The following is a 25976-nucleotide window of genomic DNA, read 5'->3' as shown; positions in this document are numbered from 1 at the left end:
CTTACAATGCCTGTTTTTTTAATAGAAAGAATTCCTAAGCTATATTTCGATTTTAGTATGAGCAATAGAAAATGACGCAATAAATAGCGACAAATGAAATTGATTATGATTAAATAGAATATAGAAAATTTTGTATAAATTGTTTTATTGTTGAAACGAGCAAATTTTTGTGTATCATGACAAATTGGTTATTAACAATAATTCGAATTACTTATTAAACATATATACAATGAAAATGATACAATAGAATGGTACAACAACTAAGTCCTATAAAAAGGGGAGGAATTGGTAAGTTGGAAACAAGATTGATTAATGAACAATCACTAATGATTTATTTTGAAAATGAAATTAGTGAAAATACATATGAAAAAGTTAATAAGACAGTACAATATATTCAGAATCAAAAGCACAAGGATATTATTGATATTGTCCCGTCTTACAGAGCCATTCTAATCACATTCGATAATATGAATATCGATGGCACTGAATTAATTGAAAATTTAGAACTCAGTCAAATTTCAGACACAAAACTTAATAATCAAAATCAACGTAAGATAATTACCATACCAGTTGTATATGGTGGAGATTTTGGTCCAGATTTAGATGAAGTTGCGTCTTACAATAATTTGTCAAATGACGAAGTGATAGATATACACACACAACAAGCTTATTTGATTTATATGCTAGGCTTTATGCCAGGTTTCCCATATTTAGGTGGATTAGATAAGCGCATTCATACACCACGTCGTTCTGAACCAAGAGTTAAGATTGACGCTGGCTCAGTAGGTATTGCTAATAATCAAACAGGCTTATATCCATTAGATTCGCCTGGAGGTTGGCAAATCATTGGACGAACACCATTAAAAGTTTTTGATTTAAACAGAGATCCAATGACGATTTATGAGGCTGGTGATTACATGCAATTTAAGGCAATAACACAAGATGAATATGACCAAATTGTATCAGATATTAATAATGAACATTTTGACATAGATAAGTGGGTGACTTACGAAAATGAGTATTAAAATTTTGAAACCAGGTTTATTTACTACGGTTCAAGATATTGGTCGTAAAGGTTATATGAACGTTGGGTTTTCAGAGGCAGGTGCACTTGATCTAAATCATTATCAAATTGCATCTCATCTCATTGGTAATGATGGCCCAGCACTGGAATTTACAATTATTGGCCCATCGATTCAGTTTCTAAAAGAGAATTCATTTACCATTGCAGGTGGTCGTTTCAATGCGTTACTCAATGGTGAAGCTATTGAATCTCAAATTATATACGGTGTGAAGCCAGGTGATATATTAGAGATTGGTAATGCCATAAAAGGTGCTAGAGGGTATATTACCTTTGGACAACCTTTAGATATACCAATCATTGCAGACAGTTATTCAACACACACAAGAAGTAATATGGGTGGTTATAAAGGTCGATCATTGAAGAAAGATGATATTATTCAAACAAATGATGACCCTTCGTATAAGAATAACATTGGGCGTGCATCACAAATTAATCTTGCCAATAAAGATAATGTGATACTCATCATTGAAGGACCACAGATTGAATCATTCTCTCAAGATGCTAAAGCAAAGTTAACAGATAATGAATATGTTATTTCAGAGATGTCTGATCGTATGGGTTTCCGTCTTAAAGGAGAAAATATTGCACCTGAAGAAAGTGCAGATATCATTTCAGAGCCTGTAGCATTAGGTAGTATTCAAGTACCGAATGATGGTAACCCTATCATTTTACTAAATGATAAACAGACTGTTGGTGGTTATACAAAAATTGCTACGGTTACACAATTAGGATTAAGTCAATTAGTCCAATTTCAACCAGGAGAATCTATTCGATTTAAGTGGATATCTGTAGAAGATGCTATAAATGAATCAAAGCAATTTAATAAACAATTCCAAGAAGAATTAAAAAAAATAAAAAGTCAGCCGCTATATGACATGAAAAGTATGAGAAGAACATCTAGAAAATTAGCGAATCTGATGAAAGGAGAATTTTAACAAATGAATACCAAAAAAATAGAAGAGATTATTAAATTAGTAAAAGCAAATGATGTTAAAAAATTTAAATATAAAGATTTTGAGAATGAAATAGAGTTAGATTTCACAGAAGGTCAAGTTATTTCACAAGCGCCTTCCGTTTCACAAGGTCCAAGCAGTACTTCAAATAATAATGCTCAACAAGATTCTCAAAGTACTGATACTCAAAATGAAGAGAATGCTATTAAATCACCTATGGTTGGCACGTTCTTTTTACAAGATAGTAAAGAATTAACTGAACCACAAATTAAAGTTGGAGACAAAATTGAAAAAGGTGACGTTATAGGTTTTATTGAGGCAATGAAAGTAATGAATGAAGTGACGAGTGATATTGCTGGAGAAGTGGCTAATATTGCTGTAGAACATGGTACAAATGTTGAATATGACCAAGTATTAGTGACTTTGAAGTAAGGAGGCTTACATAATGTATCGATGTTTAATTGCAAACAGAGGGGAAATTGCTGTAAGGATTATTCGTGCCTGTAGAGAAATGGGTATCGAAACCGTAGCAATTTATGCTAAAGGAGATGAAGATAGTCTCCATGTAGGGTTAGCAGATCAAGCTATATGTATTGGTGAAGCAAACCCTCTTGATAGCTATTTAAATATTCCAAGAATAATTGGAGCCGCTGAGGTAAGTAGTGCAAACGCTATACACCCAGGGTATGGTTTTTTATCAGAATCAACTTCATTTGCTGAAGCTGTTGAAGATAATAATATTCATTTTATAGGACCTAATAAAACTACTATGGAAATGATGGGAGATAAAATAACAGCTAGACAAACAGTAGATGGCGCTGGTGTACCAGTGATACCTGGATCTACCGACGAAGTAAAATCAGTAGAGGAAATTGAAGAACTTGCTAAAGATATCGGTTTTCCTGTCGTATTAAAAGCCGCTAGTGGTGGCGGTGGAAAAGGTATACGAATTGTTAAAGAACCAGAACAATTAGCTAAGGCATTTAAAGAAGCAAAAAGTGAAGGTCAAAAATATTTCAACGATGATCGTGTATATGTTGAAGCATTTATACCAGTAGCCAAACATGTTGAAGTACAAATTATTGGCGATGGTAAAGATAACTTTGTGCATTTAGGTGAACGTGACTGCTCAGTACAAAGAAAGAATCAAAAATTAATTGAAGAATCTCCATGTGCCGCACTTACGGAAGAAAGACGAGCACGAATTTGTGAAGATGCAGTTAAAGTAGCAAAAGCATCACAGTACAGAAGTGCAGGAACAATTGAATTTTTAGTTACTGAAGATGCACATTATTTTATTGAAATGAATGCTAGAATTCAAGTCGAACATACAGTAACCGAAATGCGTGCGGATAGAGATTTATTAGTCGCACAACTATATTTACTACAACATGATGAGTTACCGTTTAAACAAGAAGATATCCAATTTAATGGTCACGTCATTGAAGCTAGAATAAATGCTGAAAATCCGGAAAAACAATTCCAACCTACACCAGGTAAAGTTAACGGTTTGCATCTACCACAAGGTTTTAATGTAAGAGTAGATTCACTTCTTTATCCAGGCTATAAGGTTTCACCTTACTATGACTCATTAGTAGCCAAAGTAATTGTTAAAGGGTCAGATAGAAGTAGTGCAATCCAAAAATTAAAAGTGACGTTAGATGAAATGGTTATTGATGGCTTTACAACGACAGCGGATTTCCTATATGCAGTACTCAATTATCCTGCTTATGCCGATGGAGATGCCAGAAATGTTGATATAAAATTCCTTGAAAAACATCAAATTATTAAAGGGGTGACTTTATAATGCAAGTCGATTTAAATTGTGACTTAGGTGAAGCATTTGGTAACTATTCTTTTGGTGGAGATAAAGACATACTACCATTAATCACATCAGCCAATATCGCGTGTGGATTTCATGCTGGAGATGCCAATGTGATGAACGAAACAATACAATTAGCAAAAAAACACAACATAGGCATTGGTGCACATCCTGGATTACCTGATCTACAAGGTTTTGGTCGCCGTAAATTAGATATGTCACCTGAAGAAATATATAACATCGTAGTTTACCAACTTGGGGCGCTAAATGGCTTTTGTCAAATTCATGATGTGAAGATGAATCATGTAAAACCACATGGGGCACTGTATCAAATGGGTGCCAAAGATAAGACGATTGCAAGTGCAATTGCACAAGCAGTATATGACTTTGATAAAACATTGGTATTTGTTGGTTTAGCTAATACATTACTCATTTCAGAAGCTGAAAAAATAGGTTTAAAAACTGCATCTGAGGTTTTTGCTGATCGTCGATATGAAGATGACGGACAACTCGTTAGTCGTAAAGAACCTGATGCTGTAATATCCGACTCTGAGGAAGCATTAAATCAAGTTATTAAAATGGTAACAGAAAATAAAGTTGTATCTAAAAACAATAAAGAAATCACACTTCAAGCAGATACGATATGTGTACACGGTGACGGCGCACATGCATTAGAATTTGTAACTAAAATTAGGGAAAAATTAACGAAAGAAGGCATTGATATTCAATCCTTATAGGGGGTTCTAACATGGGAGAAAAATTAACATCAAACAATAATGGGAAAGCAACATTCACTAGAAATCATAAAAGATTATTGCTAGGATCAGTCTTTTTAATGGCAACGTCAGCAATCGGACCTGCCTTTTTAACTCAAACAGCAGTATTTACTGCACAATTTTATGCTAGTTTCGCGTTTGCGATTTTAATTTCTATATTAATAGATATAGGTGCACAAATTAATATCTGGAGAGTTCTTGTAGTTACTGGCTTAAGAGGACAAGAGGTATCCAATAAAATTGTTCCTGGGCTTGGAACAGTTATCTCTGTTTTAATTGCATTTGGTGGATTAGCATTTAATATTGGTAATATTGCCGGTGCAGGTCTTGGGTTAAACGCTATGTTTGGTATAGATGTAAAATGGGGTGCAGCGATTACTGCTATCTTTTCAATTTTGATTTTTGTTAGTAAAAGTGGTCAAAAAATTATGGATGTAGTATCTATGATTTTAGGTGTCATTATGATATTGATCGTCGCATATGTCATGGTTGTATCTAATCCACCATATGGAGATGCTTTGGTACATACCTTTGCACCTGAACATCCAATCAAATTAATTTTACCTATTATTACATTAGTGGGTGGAACAGTTGGCGGATATATAACATTTGCTGGAGCTCACAGAATTTTGGATTCTGGTATCAAAGGTAAAGAATTTTTACCATTTGTTAACCATTCAGCCATTGCAGGTATTTTAACTACGGGTGTTATGCGTACATTGCTATTCCTAGCAGTATTAGGTGTTGTTGTAACAGGAGTAACGCTTAGTTCTGAAAATCCACCAGCATCAGTGTTCGAACATGCTATAGGACCTATTGGTAAAAATATATTTGGTGTGGTGATTTTTGCAGCAGCAATGTCTTCAGTAATTGGTTCAGCCTATACTAGTGCGACTTTCTTAAAAACGATGCACAAATCACTCTTTAATAAGAATAATTTAATTGTTATCACATTTATTGTTATTTCAACAATTATTTTCTTATTCATCGGTAAACCTGTAAGTTTACTTATTATCGCAGGTGTGATTAATGGTTGGATCTTGCCAATTACACTTTCTGTCATTTTAATTGCAAGTAGAAAAAAATCGATTGTTGGTGATTATAAACACCCAACATGGATGCTAATATTCGGTATTGTAGCTGTAATCGTTACAATTTTAACTGGTATCTTTTCACTACAAGATTTAGCAAGTTTATGGAAAGGTTAAATCATAGTTTTAATTTAATAAAATAATAATAATTAAAGGGCGTTAATACATTGAGGTCCTGATAAAAGTAAATAGGATTATAGATAATTTACAATCCAATGTTAAGAGATTAACTTTGTAAAGTTATTATATAATTCTAGTTTCGAAGAACTGTTTTGATTCAGTTCAAGTGGTTAATTACTTTTTCATATTTCCTCATTGTATTAGCGCTTTATTTTTAATAGTACATAGTGATTTTAATACTCGTAGTGTCGTTGAAATTATGAAAATGTGATAGAATAACTAATGCTAGTATAATATAAGTAAGGTGGGACAATAATGATTGGTATTATTGGTGCAATGGAAGAAGAAGTTGCCATTTTAAAAGATAAATTAGTGAATTTAAGTGAAATTACAGTTGCACATGTTAAATTTTATACAGGGCAACTTAATCATAAAGAGGTTGTCATTACTCAAAGCGGTATAGGTAAAGTCAATGCAGCAATATCAACTACATTACTCATCGAAAAATTTAATCCTAAATTTATTATCAATACAGGTTCTGCTGGTGCATTAGATGAAAGCCTAGAAATTGGAGATGTATTGATCAGTAATGATGTGACTTATCACGATGCTGATGCGACTGCATTTGGATATGCATTAGGACAAATTCCACAAATGCCTGAAAAATATGAAGCTAATCAACAATTATTAAAAGAAACTGTTGAAGTGGTACAACAACAACATTTAAATGCTAAAACAGGCTTGATAGTGAGTGGCGATAACTTTATAGGTAGTGCAGAACAACGTAAATTAATAAAATCTCGTTTTGCAGACGCAATGGCTGTTGAAATGGAAGCAACAGCAATTGCACAAGTATGTTATCAATTTAAAGTTCCTTTTATAATCACAAGAGCGGTATCTGATTTAGCAAATGGTGAAGCGGATATGACTTTTGAGGAATTTTTAGGTAAGGCTGCAGTTTCTTCAAGTGAAATGGTAGAATTATTAGTAAAAAAATTATAATAAATGAGTAAAGGTGACAGACTAATGGGTATTATTAAACATTACTTTATGCCTAATGCATATGTTAAATCAGTTTTCGAAATTAATATCGATAAATTAGCAGATACAGGTGTAAAAGGTATTATTACAGATTTAGATAACACACTAGTAGGTTGGGATGTTGTTGCGCCTACCGAACAAATAAAACAGTGGTTCAAAGAAGCGAGAGAAAAAGGGATTCAAATTACGATCGTTTCAAATAATAATGAACAACGTGTTGGTGAATTTTCAAAAGATTTAAATGTAGATTTTATTTGTAAAGCAAGAAAACCAATGGGTAAAGCATTTAAAAAAGCAATTAAACAAATGAATATAAAGCCGAATGAAACTGTTGTCATTGGTGATCAAATGTTAACTGACGTTTTCGGTGGTAATCGTAATGGTTTATATACAATTATGGTAGTACCTGTTAAAAGAACAGATGGATTTATCACTAAATTTAATCGACTTATTGAAAGAAGATTGTTAAATCACTTTAGAAAAAAAGGTTATATCAAGTGGGAGGAAAATTGATTGAGTGAAGAATTAAAATGTATTGGTTGTGGAGCGCCTTTGCAATCTGAGGATAAGAATGCACCTGGTTATGTTCCAGAACACAATTTATTTAGAGAAGATGTTATCTGTAAACGATGTTTTCGTCTGAAAAATTATAATGATGTTCAAGATGTGGGCATGGATAGTGAAGACTTCTTAAATTTACTAACAGGTTTGTCAGACAAAAGTGGCATAGTAGTAAATGTAGTTGATGTTTTTGATTTTGAGGGTTCATTTATCAATGCCATTAAACGAATTGTAGGTAATAAAAAAATCATCTTAGTTGCTAACAAAATGGATTTACTACCTAAACAGATTAATCACCGTCGCGTAAAAGAGTGGTTGAAACGCGCCGCTAAAAAATATGGACTTGAAGCGGAAGATGTAGTACTTATTTCTGCAGAAAAAGGGCAAGGCATCGAAGACTTATTAGATTCAATCAATAAGTATCGTGATCAAGAAGATGTATATATTGTCGGTACAACTAATGTAGGTAAATCCACATTAATAAATAAACTTATAGAACTAAGTGTGGGTGAAAAAGATGTTGTTACAACATCAAGATTCCCAGGTACTACATTAGATATGATTGATATACCTTTAGATGAAAAATCCTTTATGTTTGATACGCCAGGAATAATACAGTCTCATCAAATGACTCATTTTGTAACTGAAAAAGAATTAAAATTAGTTATGCCTAAAAAAGAAATTAAACAACGTGTATATCAATTAAATGAAGGTCAAACTCTGTTCTTTGGTGGTTTAGCACGAATCGATTATGTCTCAGGTGGTAAAAGACCTTTAGTATGTTTCTTCTCTAATGAACTAAATATACATCGAACTAAAACAGAAAAAGCAAATGAATTATGGAAGAATCATATAGGCGATTTATTAACACCACCGCATGATCCTAGCCAATTTAATATGAGTGAAATGAAAGCTGTTCGTTTAGAAACTGGTAAAGAGAAAAGAGATGTAATGATTTCTGGTTTAGGTTTTATAACGATTGATTCTGGTGCAAAAGTGATTGTTAGAGTCCCTAAAAATGTAGATGTCATCTTAAGAAATTCAATATTATAGGAGGGATAAACGTGAAATTTGCAGTAATTGGAGATCCAATTTCACATTCTTTATCACCGCTAATGCATAATAAAAATTTTGAGTCGTTAGATTTAAAATACACTTATGAAGCAGTTAACATTCCAATTGAAAATTTTAATCATATCAAAGAGATAATTGAATGTAAAAGTTTAGATGGTTTTAATATCACTATTCCACATAAAGAACGTATTATACCTTATTTAGATGAAATTGATCATCAGTCATCATCTGTTGGTGCAGTAAATACTGTATTAATTCGTGACGGTAAATGGATAGGTTATAATACAGATGGGATAGGCTATGTTACGGGCTTAAGACAAGTATACAATGATTTAGAAAATGCTTATATTTTAATATTAGGTGCTGGTGGTGCTAGTAAAGGTATAGCAAACGAACTCAATAAGTTTGTTCAACCTAAACTAACTGTAGCCAATCGTACGATGAAACGTTTTGAGTCATGGGATCTAGATGTCAATCAAATTTCACTCGACCAAGCGGAATCACATTTGGATGAGTTTGATATTATTATCAATACTACTCCTGCAGGAATGGATAATAATCAAGATATACCCATTGATTTAAAATACTTAAACCCAGAAACTTTAGTGAGTGATATTGTATATATACCTTATAAAACGCCTATTTTAATAGCAGCAGAGAAAAAAGGTAATCCAATATATAATGGATTAGATATGTTTGTATATCAAGGGGCAGAAAGTTTTAAAATATGGACTGGATTACAAGCTGATATCAAGACAATGAAAAATTCAGTTTTAAACGAACTAAAAGGAGTTAAATAATGTTAACAGGAAAACAAAAGAGATATTTACGTAGTTTAGCACACAATACTGATCCCACTTTCCAAATTGGTAAAGGTGGTATTAATGAAAATATGGTAAATCAAATTGATGAAACACTTGAAAAACGTGAGCTAATTAAAATACATGTTTTACAAAATAATTTTGATGATAAAAATGAACTTGCGACTACATTAGGAGAAGCTACAAACAGTGAAGTTGTTCAAGTAATCGGGTCTATGATTGTTTTATATAGAGAATCACAGGAAAATAAAGAAATCACGCTACCATAATGTCAAAAAAAATAGTTTTGTATGGTGGACAATTCAACCCGATTCATACTGCTCACATGATGGTAGCAAGTGAAGTCTTTCATAAAATTAAACCTGATGAGTTTTATTTTTTACCTAGTTATATGGCGCCTTTGAAAGACCACAAAGATTTCTTGGAAGCTCCACAACGTCTTAATATGATTGAACTAGCCATTGATACACTGGGTTTTGGTAAAATTAGTTATGAAGAGTTAGAAAGAAAAGGACAAAGTTATACGTATGATACACTTTTATCTCTAACACATTCACAACCCGATTCAGAATTTTATTTCATAATAGGTACAGACCAATATAATCAATTGGATCGTTGGTATAACATTGATGAATTAAAACAATTGATTACGTTTATTGTTGTTAACAGAGAAAAAGAAGTACAACATGTTGAGGATGATATGATATCTATTACAATTCCACGTATGGATATTAGTTCATCAATGATACGAGAACGTATTAAATCAAAACAATCTATTCAAATATTAGTTCCTCAAAGTGTTGAGCATTATATTCGAGAGGAAGGGTTATATGAACATTGAAAATGCTAAGGAATTAGTTAAAGAAAAATTACCTGAAAAACGATATAAACATTCACTTAGAGTAGCCGAAACAGCTGTAAAACTAGCAGAAATATATGATGGAGATAAAGATAAAGCAGAGTTAGCCGGTGTCTTACATGACTACTGTAAATATGATGATTTGAGTACAATGTATCAAGTGGTTAGACAATATGAATTAGAAACTGATTTATTAAGCTATGGTGGCGAAATTCTCCATGGTCCTGTTTGTTCTGCAATAATGGAAAACGATTTTGATGTTAAAGATGAGGAAGTGCTGTTAGCAATCAAATATCACACTACTGGTCGTCAACAAATGACTAAAACAGAGAAATTAGTATTTATTGCTGATTATATTGAACCAGGGCGTAAAACCCCAGGAGTTGAAGAAATAAGAGATATGGCATACAATCAAGGTAGCTTAGATAAAACAATTTACGAAATTTCTAAGCGAACAGTGTTATTTTTAATTCAAAAAGATATTACGGTTTATGGCGCTACGATTGCTTGTTTAAATTATTATAATTATAGTGATGAAAGAATAAAGGATGATTAAATGAACTCAGACAAATTGTTAAATATTGCTGTAGATGCAGCGGAAAACAAAAAAGCAGAAGATATTATTTCTCTTAATATGCAAGGTATTAGTGATATGACAGATTACTTTGTGGTTTGTCATGGAAACAATGAACGCCAAGTTCAATCGATTGCAAAGGCTGTAAAAGAAGCAGTTCATGAACAAGATATTGATGTGAAACGTATGGAAGGCTATCAAGACGCAAGATGGATTCTTCTCGACTTAGCTAATGTAGTTGTACATATTTTCCATAAAGACGAGCGTCCTTATTATAATATTGAGAAATTATATCAAGATGCACCAATTGAATCATACGGTCAGGTTGTTCACTAATTATGTCTCAATATGAAGAAATGAGCCTAGTGTATGATCAACTAACTCAAGATCAACCTTATCATTTATGGTTCGATATAGTTCAATATTATGCACACAATCATCCCAATATACTAGATATAGGTTGTGGAACAGGCACACTTACATGCATGTTAAATGAATTAGGTCATATCAATGGTATGGATATTAGTGCTGATATGTTGGCAATCGCTTCTCAAAAGTCTAATCAAATAACTTGGATAGAGGGCGATATGACTCGCTTTAAATTAGACTACCAATTTGATATCATAACTATATTTTGTGACTCTTTAAACTATTTACCTACTATTGAAGATGTTGAAAATACTTTCATACATGTTCATTCTCATTTGAACAAGGGAGGATTATTAATCTTTGATGTTCATACTGTAGAAAAAATGAACACGCTATTTAATAATCAAAGTTATATCGACGAAACTGAACATGTATATTTAGGTTGGGATGCAATTAAAGGTGATGAACCTTTAAGCGTATATCATCAAATGTCCTTCTTTATTGAACATGAGGATGGATTATATCAACGATTTGATGAAGAACATTACCAAAGAACATTTGAAAAAGATGTATATTTAAATTTATTGGAACAATGTGGTTTCAACGTAATTAAAACGTTTACTGATTTTGATATGAATAATGAAAGTGAACAAGCAGATCGCTTATTTTTTGTAGCTCAAAAACAATTTTAAATAAAGTAAAATCACTCTAGCATACGTTAATTAGTATGAAAGGGTGATTTTTTTGCTGTCTAAATTCAATCAAGTTAAATCATATTTGAGTGATCACAAAATGTATTTTATCATGGGTGCACTCTTCATATTTTTGATGATATTTTATGTTATGAATTCAAATCAATCGGAAGATAAATCAGCTTATATAGAATCTACAACACACAATTATGCTGATAAAGACAATCAAAATGAGAAAAATGGAAATAAAACAACTCCGACTAGTCAAGAAGTAGGAAAAAAAGATAACCAAATTATATATGTAGATATCAAAGGTGCAGTGAAACATCCTAATGTATATAAAATGAATAGTTCAGATAGGATGATCGATATACTGAATAAAGCGCAATTATTAAAAACCGCCGACACAAAGCAACTCAATTTTTCAGAAAAACTCATAGACCAAAAGCTAATATACGTACCTGAAAAAGGGGAAAACAGTGTTCAGCAAGTACAAAGTCAATCTAATCAATTTAATGGTACTGGTAATGTAAATAAAGCACCTATAAATTTAAATTTAGCCACAGAAGAACAATTAATGAAAGTACCTGGCATTGGGCCATCTAAAGCAAAAGAAATCATCGATTATAAAAATCAAAAAGGTTCATTTAATAGCATTGATGATTTGAAAAATATCAAAGGTTTTGGTTCAAAAACATTTGAAAAACTTAAAGAATATTTTACCGTATAATGATAAATGCATTTGCAATATCATTTTAAAATGATTAAGCTATAATTACTATTTTAATTATGTACGATGGAGGCAAAGAACATCATGGAGAGAATTAAATGGGAAGAATACTTTATGGCACAAAGCCACTTGTTAGCCTTAAGATCAACTTGTCAAAGATTATCAGTTGGCGCAACTATTGTGAAAGATAATCGTATTATCGCGGGAGGCTACAATGGTTCAGTTGCTGGTGAAGTTCATTGTATAGATGAAGGTTGTTTAATTGAAGATGGACATTGTATTCGTACAATACATGCTGAAATGAATGCATTACTACAATGTGCAAAGCAAGGTGTTTCAACAGAAGGTGCAACAATTTATGTTACACATTTTCCGTGTTTAAATTGCACTAAATCAATTATTCAGGCTGGTATTAAAACTATCTACTATGCTGAAGATTACCATAATCATGAATATGCTATGAAGTTATTAGATCAATCGGGCATAGAGTATAAAAAAATACCATTTTCACCTGAATATGTAGCTCAGTATTTAACACAAGGCTAAATCATTGTTTTATATTGCACTATCTTGTTTAGTAGGGATTCTATGGTTATCTAACCGTATACTCTCTACTTTTATATTATGTTGTCTACTGTTTATACTCATGCGTAAAAATTTATTGAAACGATACGTGTTGAGTGTATTAATATTCTTTATACTAAGTATGGTTATATTAAACACATCAAATGATAAAAAAGACAAAGAAGAACGACATTTAAATAAAAATAGATACATCATTGATATGGTATCTATAATTAAGTTAAATAAAGGATTGGAATCATTTAAGGGTATTCTTAACTGGAAAGGAAACGAATATAAGTTTTTATACAAAGTTAAAGATATTAATAAACCCATGAGTATTGAAAATCAAACATGTTTAATCAAAGGTGAATTCTCATTAAACAATACTTCTCAACCATACATATTTATTAGACAAATCGATTTGAGTAGTTGTCAATCTAACAAACGTTTTTCTTTTATGACGAATTATCAAAGTTATATTCGTGAGCAAATGCAAAACTCTCATAATATTTATTTTGATAGAATGTTAGCCTTGATATCTGGATATACTAGTTCTTTAAATCCAATGTTTATAGAAGATGTAAAGGAAATTGGTATCTATCATTTACTTGCAGTAAGTGGTTCACACGTAGCAGCATTGATTTACTTGGTATATCAAATTTTTGTTAGATTCAATACACCCACTATTATCATTAAATTAGTACTTCTTATACTTTTACCGCTTTATGCTTTATATACCGATTTTGCTCCAAGTGCAGTTAGAGCTATTTTGGCTGCTATTATTTTACTTTTACTCCCCAGATCATTAAAAATAAATCCACTTGAATTATTGTCTATTGTTTTTATTTTAATGTTTTTTATTAATCCTCAAATAATCTACGATATTGGATTTCAATTTTCATTTCTCATTTCATTATTTCTAATTATTTCATCGCCGTTATTAAAACATTTAACTGGATTAAAGCTTATCGTTGCAGTTACATTTATTGCACAACTAGGTGCCTTACTCATAAGTATTTATCATTTTAATCAAATCCAATGGATTGGCTTAATTTCTAATTTAGTTTTTGTACCATTTTATAGTTTTTTAATATTTCCTTTAGCTATTCTTTTCTTTGTCTTATCACATTTTACAATTCATTTAGATATCTTAAATTCTGTTATTGCTGCTATTTTTAATTTCCATGATGATTTAGTATCTATATTTTTAAAGTTAAAGTATCTAAGAATTTTTGTGCCAGAACTTAGTTCAAATAGCTTGTTATTGATTTTGATATTCACATTTCTGTCTTTGTATTTATTTGTTAAAAAGCATTTTTTTAAAGCGACATTTGTTATCAGTATGGGTATTCTCATTATCATTCATTATACTAGTGATAACGAAGGGCAGTTAACAATGTTTGATGTTGGTCAAGGTGACAGCGTATTATTCCAAACTGATAGTAAACAAAATATTATGATTGATACTGGAGGTAAACGAACAGAAAAACATAAGCAACCTAACTTTAATATTTCGAAATACAAAACGATACCAAGTTTAAAATCAAAAGGTGTTTCTAAAGTCGATTATCTTATAATATCTAATCCTCATCTCGATCACATGGGTGAATTGCCTTATTTAGCATCTCACATTAATATAAAGAACATTGTGTTATTAAAAGACAGTTTTTCTAAAGCAGAATTGTATAATATAGAAAAAATTTGTAAATCCAATCGTATTAATTTAATAGATGTTAATAATTTACATACACTTACTTTAAAAAAAGCAACCCTTCGTTTTATGGATACGTATATAAAAGATAGTGATGATAAAAATGAACAATCTATTGTTATCCTTATATCATATAAACATAAAAAAATATTGCTAACCGGTGACATGAGTATTAAAAATGAAGAATTGCTTTTACAACGTTATCAATTACCTAGGATAGATATTTTAAAAGTGGCACACCATGGAAGTAAAACTAGTAGTTCACATAATTTAATTAAATTAATAAAACCAAAAATCAGTCTCATATCGAGTGGAAAAGGTAATAAATATAAACTACCTAATCAAGAAGTGATTCAACGATTACAAGGATTTGGGAGTAAAGTATTGGATACACAAGTGAATGGAGAAATAACAGTTAAATTGAATTCGAATTTAACGATTACTACGAATCAACCTAACTAAATGACTAGAGGTTCATCAATATATCATGATATAATTTCTTAATGTGAACTAATTTGAAAGGGTGTAATATATGTCTGATAATATCGTTACGGTATACGGAGAAGTGGCAGACCTAGTTGAGAAAAAAAGTTCGGAAATAATCAATATATACTTACAGACAGAAAAAGATGACTTTAATTTCATAAAGTTTAATTTATACGAAACAGAAATTACACCAATCATTGAAGAAACTTTGACTATGCCGTTTTTTTCAGACAAAAAGGCAATTTTAGTTAAGAACGCTTACGTATTTACTGGAGAAAAAGTAACTAAAGAATTAAATCAAAATACTGACCAATTAATGGAGTTTCTCGAGAAATATGATGGTGATAATCTTATCATATTTGAAGTTTACCAAAATAAATTAGATGAACGAAAGAAACTGACTAAAACACTTAAAAAAAATGGTCAACTTAAAAAAGTTGAGCAGATGTCTGAAGAGGAAATAAAAAAATGGATACAATCTAAACTTAACGAGAATTTTAAAGATATTAAGCAAGATGCACTTAATATGTTTATTGAATTAACTGGTGTTAATTTTAATATCGTCTCTCAAGAATTAGATAAGCTAATGTTATTTTTAGGTGATAGACCTACAATTAATAAAGATGATGTTAACCAAATTATTAATCGTAGTTTAGAACAAAATGTATTTCTATTAACTGAATATATTCAAAAGCGCCAAAAAAACAAAGCTATTCAATTAGTTAAAGATTTAATAAACATGAAAGAAGAACCAATTAAATTACTAGCTCTTATTACAAGTAACTATAGATTGTATTATCAATGCAAACTTTTAAGTCAAAAAGGCTATAGCGGACAACAAATCGCAAAAACAGTAAATGTTCATCCATATAGGGTTAAGTTAGCATTAGGTCAGGTTCGTCACTATCAATTGGAAGATCTTTTGAATATCATTGATTCTTGTGCTGAAACAGATTATAAACTGAAATCTTCGTATATGGATAAACAACTTATATTAGAATTATTTATTTTATCGTTATAAATAGATGTATTAGTACTTAGATACAAAAATAAAAGCTAGTTCGACCAAACAGGCGAACTAGCTTTTATTTATTATTATTTGTTAGCGCTCATCAATTGTGATTTTACGCGATCAGCTTTGTTTGAGTGGATTAAGTTGCTTTGAGCAGCTTTATCTAATTGCTTAATTGCAAAGCTTACTAATTCATTTTTGTTATCGGCATTTGTCTCAATAGCTGATTTCGCACGTTTAACTGCTGTACGCATAGTATTTTTTTTAGAAATATTACGCTCTTCAGCTGTTTGAGTTGTTTTAACACGTTTAACTGCAGATTTAATGTTTGGCATTACTGTCACCTCCTAAAAGTGAACTAACTTATCAAATTAATTTTATTTGATTACAACAAGAAATATTTTATCAAATGTACTACCTTTGTGCAATCATTTATTTAATACGTATATTAATGAATGAATATCACATTATAGTATTGGAATTAAGTTCGTAACACTTTATAATAAAGTATGCATTAATAATACTTAAACCAATATAAGTATTAGTTTATCAAAGTAATTGATTTATTTAAACGTTTAATTGGAAGTTTGCATTTGCAATTTAAAAACGTTATCATATCAAAGATATACAAATACGGGTTACTAATATGAAAGTGAGAAGGATACAATGGATAAGCAAGAACGTTTTAATAGAAGAGAGAAAATTAGAAATTTCTCCATTATTGCTCATATAGACCACGGTAAATCTACTCTAGCAGATAGAATCCTTGAAAATACCAAATCAGTTGAAACAAGAGATATGCAAGATCAATTGTTAGACTCAATGGATTTAGAAAGAGAACGTGGTATTACAATCAAATTAAATGCTGTACGTTTAAAATACGAAGCTAAAGATGGAGAAACATATACATTCCACTTAATTGATACACCAGGACACGTCGATTTTACATATGAAGTATCTCGTTCATTAGCAGCATGTGAAGGAGCTATTTTAGTTGTAGATGCCGCACAAGGTATAGAAGCACAAACTTTAGCTAATGTTTATTTAGCTTTAGATAATAATTTAGAGCTATTACCTGTAGTTAATAAAATTGACTTGCCAGCTGCTGAACCTGACAGAGTTAAACAAGAATTAGAAGATGTTATTGGTTTAGATCAAGACGATGTTGTACTTGCTAGTGCCAAATCTAATATCGGTATTGAAGAAATTCTTGAAAAGATTGTTGAGGTTGTACCAGCACCAGATGGTGATCCAGATGCACCACTGAAAGCTTTAATTTTCGACTCTGAATATGATCCTTATAGAGGCGTTATTTCATCTATCCGAATAATAGATGGAGTAGTAAAAGCTGGCGATAAGATTAAAATGATGGCTACCGGTAAAGAGTTTGATGTTACTGAGGTCGGAATTAATACTCCTAAGCAATTACCTGTTGATGAATTAACTGTTGGCGATGTTGGTTATATTATTGCTAGTATTAAAAACGTAGATGATTCACGTGTCGGTGATACAATTACACTTGCGAATCGACCTGCAGAACAACCATTACAAGGGTATAAAAAAATGAACCCAATGGTTTATTGTGGACTCTTCCCAATCGATAATAAAAATTATAATGATTTACGTGAAGCACTTGAAAAACTACAATTAAATGATGCTTCATTAGAATTCGAACCTGAGTCATCTCAAGCACTTGGATTTGGTTATAGAACTGGATTTTTAGGTATGTTACACATGGAAATAATTCAAGAAAGAATCGAAAGAGAATTTGGAATTGAATTGATTGCGACAGCACCATCAGTAATTTACCAATGTATCTTAAAAGATGGATCAGAAGTTACAGTAGATAACCCAGCGCAAATGCCTGAACGTGATAGAATCGAAAAAATATACGAACCGTACGTTCGTGCAACTATGATGGTGCCGAACGATTATGTTGGTGCCGTTATGGAGCTATGTCAACGTAAGCGTGGACAATTCGTTAATATGGACTATTTAGATGACATTCGAGTTAACATTGTCTATGAAATTCCACTATCTGAAGTAGTATTTGATTTCTTTGATCAACTTAAATCCAATACAAAAGGGTATGCTTCATTTGACTATGAATTCATTGAAAATAAAGAAAGTGACCTAGTTAAAATGGACATATTGCTTAATGGTGAAAAAGTAGATGCATTAAGCTTCATCGTGCATAAAGATTTTGCTTACGATCGAGGAAAAGCATTAGTTGAAAAACTTAAAACATTAATCCCAAGACAGCAATTTGAAGTTCCAGTACAAGCAGCTATTGGTCAAAAAATTGTTGCACGAACAAATATTAAATCTATGGGTAAAAATGTACTTTCTAAATGTTATGGTGGAGATATTAGCCGTAAACGTAAATTATTAGAAAAACAAAAAGCTGGTAAAGCAAAAATGAAAGCTGTAGGTAACGTAGAAATTCCACAAGATGCATTCCTTGCAGTACTAAAAATGGACGAAGAATAATTTTGAAATAGTAATACACTTAATTAAATGTGTGTTGGATATAAAAGCTAAACAGTTGAACTGAGGTGGGAAAAGAATGATGTTTTTGAAACTAATTCTATCCCGCCTCTAATTTTTTATGATTTTAAGCCATAATTATGGAGGAGTTAATGTGTCAATACAAAGCGCATATATTCATATACCTTTTTGCGTTCGCATATGTACTTACTGTGACTTCAACAAGTATTTTATTGATAAACAACCAGTTGATGATTATTTAGATTCATTAATATTAGAAATGGAACGCCGTACTCTAAATGATAATACGACATTAAACACAATGTATGTAGGTGGTGGTACACCTACAGCTTTAAATATAGAACAACTCAATAAACTATTATCAGCAATTAATAGAATTTTCACTATTGAAGGTGAATTTAGTTTTGAAGCAAACCCTGATGAATTAACATTCGAAAAAGTAAAATTACTTAAATCATATGGTGTGAACCGAATTTCTATGGGTGTACAAACATTTAAACCAGAATTATTAGAAATTCTTGGTAGAACACACAAAACAGAAGATATATATCAATCTGTTAACAATGCTAGAAAGGCTGGTATTGAATCTATTAGTTTAGACTTAATGTATCACCTTCCTAAGCAAACTTTAGAGGATTTTGAAGATAGTCTGAATTTAGCTATGCAAATGGATATTGATCATATTTCAAGTTATGGATTAATTCTAGAGCCAAAAACTCAATTTTATAATATGTATAGAAAAGGTCATTTAAAATTGCCTAATGAAGATTTAGGCGCAGAAATGTATCAAACATTGATGCACAAAATCGAGGACTCAAGATTCCATCAATATGAAATTTCAAATTTCTCTATAGAAGGTCACGAATCAGAGCATAATAAGGTTTACTGGTTAAATGAAGAATACTATGGTTTCGGGGCAGGTGCTAGTGGCTATACAAATGGCGTACGTTATACAAATGTGAATCCTGTCAATCATTACATAAAAGCTATTGCTAATCAGGAAGAACCCATTTTAACACAAACACGTCCAACTGCCACCGAGCAAATGGAAGAGGAAATGTTTTTAGGATTAAGGTTAAATAATGGCGTAAACAAAAATAAATTTAACAAAAAATTCAATGTATCAATTGAACATATATTTGGTCAAACAATTATTGATTTAAAAAATAGAAAGTTAATTGAAGAAAGTCAAGATTATATTTATCTAACAGAAAGAGGAAAAGTCATTGGTAATGAGGTTTTTGAAGCATTTTTATTAAATAGTTAAAATAAATTTAAAATTCTAGTGCTTTAACATTGACTTACTTTGACCAATTTGATAAATTATAATTAGCACTTGAGATAAAAGAGTGCTAATGAGGTGAAAACATGATAACAGATAGACAATTAAGCATTTTAAATGCAATTGTTGAAGATTATGTTGATTATGGACAACCCATTGGTTCTAAAACACTAATTGATCGTCACAACTTAAATGTAAGTCCTGCGACGATACGAAATGAAATGAAACAACTGGAGGATATGAATTTTATTGAGAAAGTTCATACATCCTCAGGGCGTTCACCATCAGAATTAGGTTTTAGATATTATGTTAATCAATTATTAGAACAAACATCTCATCAAAATTCAAACAAAATCCAACGTTTAAATCAGTTAATGGTTGAGAATCATTATGATACTTCATCTGCATTGTCTTATTTCGCAAATGAATTATCAATGATGTCTCAATATGCAACGTTGGTTGTTCGTCCTAATCATAATCAAGATATTATAAATAATATTCATTTGATTCGTGCTAATACACATTTAGTAATTATGGTTATTGTATTTTCATCAGGTCATGTTGAAAATGTGCATCTAACTTCTGAACTACCTTTAACTAATGATGAATTAAATAAAATATCAAACTTCTTATCACAACAATACGATGAGATAGTTAAAGGACAAATTGACGAAATAGATAGATTTGCACAAGACCAAAATGAAGCTCATTTTATCAAGCAATTAATTAAAATGATGAATTTACACATTTCCAATCAAAGTAATAGCATTTACATGGGTGGAAAGGTTAAACTGATTGATGCATTGAATGAATCTAATGTATCTTCAATTCAACCAATCCTACAATATATTGAATCAAATCGAATTGTAGAGCTATTAGATGATATATCTACATCTCATATCAATGTAAAAATTGGTAAAGAGATAGATGAAAATTTAAGCGATATATCAATCGTAACAACTCAGTATCACTTTGATGAGAAACTCAAAGGTCAAATTGCGGTTATTGGACCAACTGCGATGCATTATCAAAATGTAATTCAATTACTTAACCAAATTTGGTAATGTAATTAGAATTGTATTGGAGGGCACAAAATGACAGAAAAAGACGAATCAGTGAAACAAAATGCTGAATCACAAACAGAAGAAACAACAGAAAATAATTCTGAAGAAACATCTAATTCAGTAGAAAACACTGAATCTAATAATTCGCAAGATGTTGAAACTAATGAAGAAGCAGCTAATAAGGATGCTTCAAATGAAGAAGATGAAAATGTAGATCCAAAAGATCAAGAAATTGAACGTTTGCAACAATTAGCAAATGACAATGAAGAAAAATATTTAAGATTATATGCAGAATTCGAAAATTACAAACGTCGAATTCAAAATGAAAACAAAATTAATAAAACATATCAAGCTCAAGGCGTCTTAACTGACATTTTACCAACTATTGATAACATTGAACGCGCACTTCAAATTGAAGGAGATGATGATTCATTTAAATCACTTCAAAAAGGTGTTCAAATGGTACATGAAAGTCTATTAAGAGCTCTGAAAGATAATGGTCTTGAAGAAATTGAATCTGAAGGTCAAGTTTTTGACCCAAATGTACATCAAGCTGTAGTTCAAGATGATAATCCTGAATATGAATCAGGTGTTATCACACAAGAATTACAAAAAGGGTACAAATTAAAAGATAGAGTATTAAGACCATCAATGGTTAAAGTAAACCAATAAAAATTGGCGAAAAAACATTGAACAAAATTATTAATCAAAATGGAGGAATTTTATTATGAGTAAAGTAATCGGTATTGACTTAGGAACAACAAACTCTTGTGTATCAGTATTAGAAGGAGACGAACCAAAAGTAATTCAAAACCCTGAAGGTGCACGTACTACACCATCAGTTGTTGCATTTAAAAATGGTGAAACTCAAGTTGGTGAAGTAGCTAAAAGACAAGCAATCACTAACCCAAATACTGTACAATCAATCAAACGTCATATGGGTACAGAATATAAAGTAGATATTGAAGGTAAATCATATACACCTCAAGAAATTTCAGCAATGATTTTACAAAACTTAAAAAATACTGCTGAAAGTTATTTAGGTGATAAAGTAGAAAAAGCTGTAATTACAGTTCCTGCTTACTTCAATGACGCTGAACGTCAAGCAACTAAAGATGCTGGTAAAATTGCTGGATTAGAAGTAGAACGTATCATTAACGAACCTACTGCAGCTGCACTAGCATATGGTTTAGATAAAACTGAACAAGATCAAAAAGTACTTGTATTCGACTTAGGTGGCGGTACTTTCGACGTATCTATCTTAGAATTAGGTGACGGTGTATTCGAAGTACTTTCAACTGCAGGTGACAACAAACTAGGTGGGGATGACTTTGACCAAGTGATCATCGACTATTTAGTTTCTGAATTCAAAAAAGAAAACGGCGTTGATTTATCACAAGATAAAATGGCATTACAACGTCTTAAAGATGCAGCAGAAAAAGCTAAAAAAGACTTATCAGGTGTATCTCAAACACAAATTTCATTACCATTCATTTCAGCAGGAGAAAGTGGTCCACTACACTTAGAAATCAACTTAACTCGTTCAAAATTTGAAGAATTAGCAGATTCATTAATTAAACGTACAATGGAACCAACTCGTCAAGCTATGAAAGATGCTGGATTATCAAATTCAGATATCGACGAAGTAATCTTAGTTGGTGGTTCAACTCGTATTCCTGCAGTTCAAGATGCAGTTAAAAAAGAAATTGGCAAAGATCCACACAAAGGTGTTAACCCTGATGAAGTTGTTGCAATGGGTGCAGCAATTCAAGGTGGCGTAATCACTGGCGATGTTAAAGACGTAGTATTATTAGACGTTACGCCATTATCATTAGGTATTGAAATCATGGGTGGTCGTATGAATACGTTAATTGAACGTAATACAACAATCCCAACTTCAAAATCACAAGTATATTCTACAGCAGCTGATAATCAACCAGCGGTAGATATCCATGTATTACAAGGTGAACGTCCAATGGCGTCAGACAATAAAACACTTGGTAGATTCCAATTAACTGATATTCCACCAGCACCACGTGGTGTACCTCAAATCGAAGTAACTTTCGATATCGATAAAAACGGTATTGTGAATGTAACAGCTAAAGACTTAGGTACTAATAAAGAGCAAAATATTACAATCCAATCTAGTTCTTCATTATCAGACGATGAAATCGATCGTATGGTTAAAGACGCAGAAGAAAACGCTGAAGCAGATAAAAAACGTCGTGAAGAAGTAGACTTAAGAAATGAAGCAGATAGTTTAGTATTCCAAGTAGAAAAAACAATCAATGATTTAGGCGAAAATATCGGTGAAGATGATAAGAAAAATGCTGAAGATAAAAAAGATGCATTAAAATCAGCACTTGAAGGTGAAGACATCGACGATATTAAAGCTAAAAAAGAAGAGCTTGAAAAAGTTGTTCAAGATTTATCAGCTAAAGTATATCAACAAGCTCAACAAGCTCAACAAGCTCAAGGTGCAACTGGTGAACAAAACCAAGATAGCACTGTAGAAGATGCAGAATTTAAAGAAGTTAAAGATGACGAAGATAAAAAATAATATCTAATCCAATTGAATTAACTTCTTGCACAGCTATTAAAAAAGTCAAAGTCAATTGTACATTGGCTTTGGCTTTTTATTTGGATAGTTAATATGAATTAGTTAAACTAATCTTGTTAGTATAAAAAGGAGAGGTTACTGTGGCCAAAAGAGATTATTATGAGGTCTTAGGAGTAAGTAAAGGTGCTTCTAAAGATGAAATTAAAAAAGCTTACAGAAAATTATCAAAAAAATATCATCCTGATATCAACAAAGAAGAAGGCGCAGATGAAAAATTCAAAGAAATATCTGAAGCATATGAAGTATTAAGTGATGATAATAAAAGAGCAAACTATGATCAATTCGGACACGCTGGTGCTCAAGGTGGTTTCGGTAGCCAAGGCTTTGGCGGTGGCGACTTTGGCGGATTTAGCGGAGGTGGCTTCGAAGATATTTTCAGTTCATTCTTCGGTGGTGCCTCAAGACAACGTGATCCTAATGCACCACGAAAAGGTGATGACCTACAATATACAATGACTATCACATTTGATGAAGCGGTATTTGGCGGTAAAAAAGAAATTTCTATTAGAAAAGATGTAACATGTCATACATGTAATGGTGAAGGTGCTAAACCAGGAACTAATAAGAAAACATGTAGCTATTGTAATGGAGCAGGATCAGTTTCAGTAGAACAAAATACAATTCTAGGTAGAGTTAGAACAGAACAAGTTTGTCCTAAATGTGAAGGTAGCGGTCAAGAGTTTGAAGAACCATGTCCAACATGTCATGGTAAAGGAACTGAAAATAAAACAGTTAAGCTAGAAGTGACTATTCCTGAAGGTGTTGATAATGAACAACAAATTCGACTTGCAGGCGAGGGTTCTCCAGGTGTTAACGGTGGTCCAAGTGGCGACCTATATGTTGTTTTCAGAGTTAAACCTTCTGAAGTATTTAAACGAGATGGCGATGACATTTATTATGATTTAAATATTAGTTTCCCTCAAGCCGCATTAGGTGATGAAGTGAAAATCCCTACATTAAACAGTAATGTCGTATTGACAATTCCTGCAGGTACTCAAACTGGAAAACAGTTCCGTCTAAAAGACAAAGGTATTAAAAATGTTCACGGATATGGACATGGTGACTTATTTGTTAATATTAAGGTTCTAACACCAACTAAAATGACTGAACGTCAAAAAGAATTAATGAAAGAATTTGCTGACATAAATGGTGAAGATTTAACTGAGCAACCATCTAATTTTAAAGATAAAGCAAAAAGATTCTTTAAAGGAGAATAAAAAATAATGAATTGGACGGAACTATCAATCGTAGTAAACCATGATGTTGAATATTTGGTTACAGATATACTAGAAAATTATGGATCAAATGGCGTAGTTATAGAAGATTCCAACGACCTAGTGAATCCACCAGAAGATAAATTTGGTGAGATTTATGAGTTAAATAGCGATGATTATCCTTCAGAAGGCGTTAGATTAAAAGCTTACTTTAATGAAATGACTTATGATAATACATTGCTATCTAACATAGAACAAGCAATTTTATCACTACAAGATATCGACCTAGATATTTTAAATATTTCACATCAAACAATTGCTGAAGCAGATTGGGAAAATGAATGGAAAAATTATTTCCATCCTTTCAGAGCATCTGAAACATTTACGATTGTTCCCAGTTGGGAAACCTATACTAAAGAATCGGCAAATGAACTTTGTATAGAATTAGACCCTGGAATGGCTTTTGGTACAGGTGATCATCCTACAACAAGTATGTGTTTAAAGGCAATTGAGAACTTTGTGAAGCCTCAACATTCTGTGATTGATGTAGGTACAGGGTCTGGTATTTTAAGTATTGCAAGTCACTTGATTGGTGTTAAACGAATTAAAGCTTTAGATATTGATGAAATGGCTGTCAATGTAGCCAAAGAAAATTTCGAAAAGAATCATTGTTTAAACGCGATTGAAGCAGTTCCTGGCAATTTATTAAAAGATGAAAAAGAACATTTTGATATTGTTATTGCAAATATTTTAGCTCATATTATTGATGAAATGATAGAAGACGCTTATAATACAGTCAATGAAGACGGTTATTTTATAACATCTGGTATTATTGAAGAAAAATACGAAGATATTGAATCACATATGAAGCGTGTAGGTTTTAAAATTATTTCAGTTCAACATGACAACGTTTGGGTTTGTATCGTTGGTCAGAAAGTGAGTGACTAA

At 31.6% G+C, this 25976-nt stretch carries 27 protein-coding genes; 26 read left to right on the top strand and 1 reads right to left on the bottom strand.

Features of this window, described 5'->3' with window-relative positions; all coding sequences use genetic code 11:
* Positions 1-293: 293 nt before the first annotated feature.
* The 19 genes from pxpB (at position 294) to holA (ending at position 16349) form a co-directional block, all read left to right on the top strand.
* The gene (gene pxpB / locus ACJQQZ_RS05115; RefSeq protein WP_124227795.1) at positions 294-1025 is read left to right on the top strand and encodes a 5-oxoprolinase subunit PxpB; all 732 of its coding nucleotides are present in this window, start codon (positions 294-296) and stop codon (positions 1023-1025) included.
* A complete protein-coding gene (locus ACJQQZ_RS05110; protein ID WP_145505320.1) occupies positions 1015-2019 on the top strand; it encodes a 5-oxoprolinase subunit C family protein in 1005 nt (334 codons plus the stop codon). Before pxpB ends, ACJQQZ_RS05110 begins: the two co-directional genes overlap by 11 nt.
* A 3-nt stretch (positions 2020-2022) precedes the next feature.
* The gene (locus ACJQQZ_RS05105; protein WP_002451832.1) at positions 2023-2469 is read left to right on the top strand and encodes an acetyl-CoA carboxylase biotin carboxyl carrier protein; all 447 of its coding nucleotides are present in this window, start codon (positions 2023-2025) and stop codon (positions 2467-2469) included.
* A 13-nt stretch (positions 2470-2482) separates the two neighbouring features.
* On the top strand, positions 2483-3844 hold the full coding sequence (locus tag ACJQQZ_RS05100; RefSeq protein ID WP_124227794.1) for an acetyl-CoA carboxylase biotin carboxylase subunit: 1362 nt from the start codon (positions 2483-2485) through the stop codon (positions 3842-3844).
* Entirely contained in the window at positions 3844-4596 is a 753-nt protein-coding gene (gene pxpA / locus ACJQQZ_RS05095; protein ID WP_002451834.1) for a 5-oxoprolinase subunit PxpA, read from the top strand. Before ACJQQZ_RS05100 ends, pxpA begins: the two co-directional genes overlap by 1 nt.
* Before the next feature lie 11 nt (positions 4597-4607).
* Positions 4608-5843, top strand: coding sequence for an NRAMP family divalent metal transporter (locus ACJQQZ_RS05090; RefSeq protein WP_002451835.1), 1236 nt, complete (start codon positions 4608-4610; stop codon positions 5841-5843).
* A gap of 318 nt (positions 5844-6161) precedes the next feature.
* Positions 6162-6848: a 5'-methylthioadenosine/S-adenosylhomocysteine nucleosidase gene (gene mtnN / locus ACJQQZ_RS05085; RefSeq protein WP_049424299.1), complete on the top strand. Its 687-nt coding sequence runs from the start codon at positions 6162-6164 to the stop codon at positions 6846-6848.
* A 24-nt stretch (positions 6849-6872) separates the two neighbouring features.
* On the top strand, positions 6873-7400 hold the full coding sequence (locus tag ACJQQZ_RS05080) for a YqeG family HAD IIIA-type phosphatase (protein WP_049424302.1): 528 nt from the start codon (positions 6873-6875) through the stop codon (positions 7398-7400).
* Entirely contained in the window at positions 7401-8501 is a 1101-nt protein-coding gene (yqeH, locus tag ACJQQZ_RS05075) for a ribosome biogenesis GTPase YqeH (RefSeq protein ID WP_049424304.1), read from the top strand.
* A gap of 11 nt (positions 8502-8512) precedes the next feature.
* A complete protein-coding gene (gene aroE, locus ACJQQZ_RS05070; protein WP_049424306.1) occupies positions 8513-9322 on the top strand; it encodes a shikimate dehydrogenase in 810 nt (269 codons plus the stop codon).
* Positions 9322-9612, top strand: coding sequence for a ribosome assembly RNA-binding protein YhbY (yhbY, locus tag ACJQQZ_RS05065; RefSeq protein WP_002451840.1), 291 nt, complete (start codon positions 9322-9324; stop codon positions 9610-9612). Before aroE ends, yhbY begins: the two co-directional genes overlap by 1 nt.
* Complete coding sequence (locus ACJQQZ_RS05060; protein WP_171970123.1) at positions 9609-10184, top strand: nicotinate-nucleotide adenylyltransferase; 576 nt, start codon at positions 9609-9611, stop codon at positions 10182-10184. Before yhbY ends, ACJQQZ_RS05060 begins: the two co-directional genes overlap by 4 nt.
* Positions 10174-10758 carry a bis(5'-nucleosyl)-tetraphosphatase (symmetrical) YqeK gene (yqeK, locus tag ACJQQZ_RS05055; protein WP_075778379.1) on the top strand — a complete coding sequence of 195 codons (585 nt, stop codon included), beginning with the start codon at positions 10174-10176 and terminating at the stop codon, positions 10756-10758. Before ACJQQZ_RS05060 ends, yqeK begins: the two co-directional genes overlap by 11 nt.
* Positions 10759-11112 carry a ribosome silencing factor gene (gene rsfS, locus ACJQQZ_RS05050; protein ID WP_002451843.1) on the top strand — a complete coding sequence of 118 codons (354 nt, stop codon included), beginning with the start codon at positions 10759-10761 and terminating at the stop codon, positions 11110-11112.
* A gap of 2 nt (positions 11113-11114) precedes the next feature.
* On the top strand, positions 11115-11837 hold the full coding sequence (locus ACJQQZ_RS05045; protein WP_107532552.1) for a class I SAM-dependent DNA methyltransferase: 723 nt from the start codon (positions 11115-11117) through the stop codon (positions 11835-11837).
* Positions 11838-11937: 100 nt separating this feature from the next.
* Positions 11938-12567 carry a helix-hairpin-helix domain-containing protein gene (locus ACJQQZ_RS05040; protein ID WP_408023088.1) on the top strand — a complete coding sequence of 210 codons (630 nt, stop codon included), beginning with the start codon at positions 11938-11940 and terminating at the stop codon, positions 12565-12567.
* A gap of 84 nt (positions 12568-12651) precedes the next feature.
* Positions 12652-13113, top strand: coding sequence for a ComE operon protein 2 (locus ACJQQZ_RS05035; RefSeq protein ID WP_002451846.1), 462 nt, complete (start codon positions 12652-12654; stop codon positions 13111-13113).
* 127 nt (positions 13114-13240) lie between these two features.
* The gene (locus ACJQQZ_RS05030; RefSeq protein WP_242238417.1) at positions 13241-15304 is read left to right on the top strand and encodes a DNA internalization-related competence protein ComEC/Rec2; all 2064 of its coding nucleotides are present in this window, start codon (positions 13241-13243) and stop codon (positions 15302-15304) included.
* A 70-nt stretch (positions 15305-15374) separates the two neighbouring features.
* A complete protein-coding gene (gene holA / locus ACJQQZ_RS05025) occupies positions 15375-16349 on the top strand; it encodes a DNA polymerase III subunit delta (protein ID WP_124227790.1) in 975 nt (324 codons plus the stop codon).
* 74 nt (positions 16350-16423) lie between these two features.
* Here the strand turns inward: holA and rpsT are convergent, their stop codons facing one another.
* Entirely contained in the window at positions 16424-16675 is a 252-nt protein-coding gene (gene rpsT, locus ACJQQZ_RS05020) for a 30S ribosomal protein S20 (RefSeq protein WP_002451849.1), read from the bottom strand.
* 331 nt (positions 16676-17006) lie between these two features.
* Between rpsT and lepA the strand changes: the two genes are divergently transcribed.
* The 7 genes from lepA to prmA all read left to right on the top strand — a co-directional run bounded on the left by lepA (position 17007) and on the right by prmA (position 25976).
* Positions 17007-18830 carry a translation elongation factor 4 gene (gene lepA, locus ACJQQZ_RS05015; protein ID WP_049424319.1) on the top strand — a complete coding sequence of 608 codons (1824 nt, stop codon included), beginning with the start codon at positions 17007-17009 and terminating at the stop codon, positions 18828-18830.
* A 151-nt stretch (positions 18831-18981) separates the two neighbouring features.
* Positions 18982-20115 (top strand): radical SAM family heme chaperone HemW, encoded by a 1134-nt coding sequence (gene hemW / locus ACJQQZ_RS05010; protein WP_124227789.1) that lies wholly within the window; start codon positions 18982-18984, stop codon positions 20113-20115.
* A 101-nt stretch (positions 20116-20216) separates the two neighbouring features.
* A complete protein-coding gene (hrcA, locus tag ACJQQZ_RS05005; RefSeq protein ID WP_002451852.1) occupies positions 20217-21194 on the top strand; it encodes a heat-inducible transcriptional repressor HrcA in 978 nt (325 codons plus the stop codon).
* A 30-nt stretch (positions 21195-21224) separates the two neighbouring features.
* Positions 21225-21866 (top strand): nucleotide exchange factor GrpE, encoded by a 642-nt coding sequence (gene grpE, locus ACJQQZ_RS05000; protein WP_049424324.1) that lies wholly within the window; start codon positions 21225-21227, stop codon positions 21864-21866.
* A 55-nt stretch (positions 21867-21921) separates the two neighbouring features.
* Positions 21922-23754, top strand: coding sequence for a molecular chaperone DnaK (gene dnaK / locus ACJQQZ_RS04995; RefSeq protein ID WP_049424326.1), 1833 nt, complete (start codon positions 21922-21924; stop codon positions 23752-23754).
* A gap of 140 nt (positions 23755-23894) precedes the next feature.
* Positions 23895-25031 (top strand): molecular chaperone DnaJ, encoded by a 1137-nt coding sequence (gene dnaJ, locus ACJQQZ_RS04990; RefSeq protein WP_002451855.1) that lies wholly within the window; start codon positions 23895-23897, stop codon positions 25029-25031.
* 6 nt (positions 25032-25037) lie between these two features.
* Complete coding sequence (gene prmA, locus ACJQQZ_RS04985; RefSeq protein ID WP_145505315.1) at positions 25038-25976, top strand: 50S ribosomal protein L11 methyltransferase; 939 nt, start codon at positions 25038-25040, stop codon at positions 25974-25976.

The sequence above is a fragment of the Staphylococcus sp. KUGN1 genome (genome assembly GCF_045984185.1).
GTDB classification, from domain to species: domain Bacteria; phylum Bacillota; class Bacilli; order Staphylococcales; family Staphylococcaceae; genus Staphylococcus; species Staphylococcus warneri_A.
This window is presented reverse-complemented; position numbering and strand designations above follow the sequence as displayed.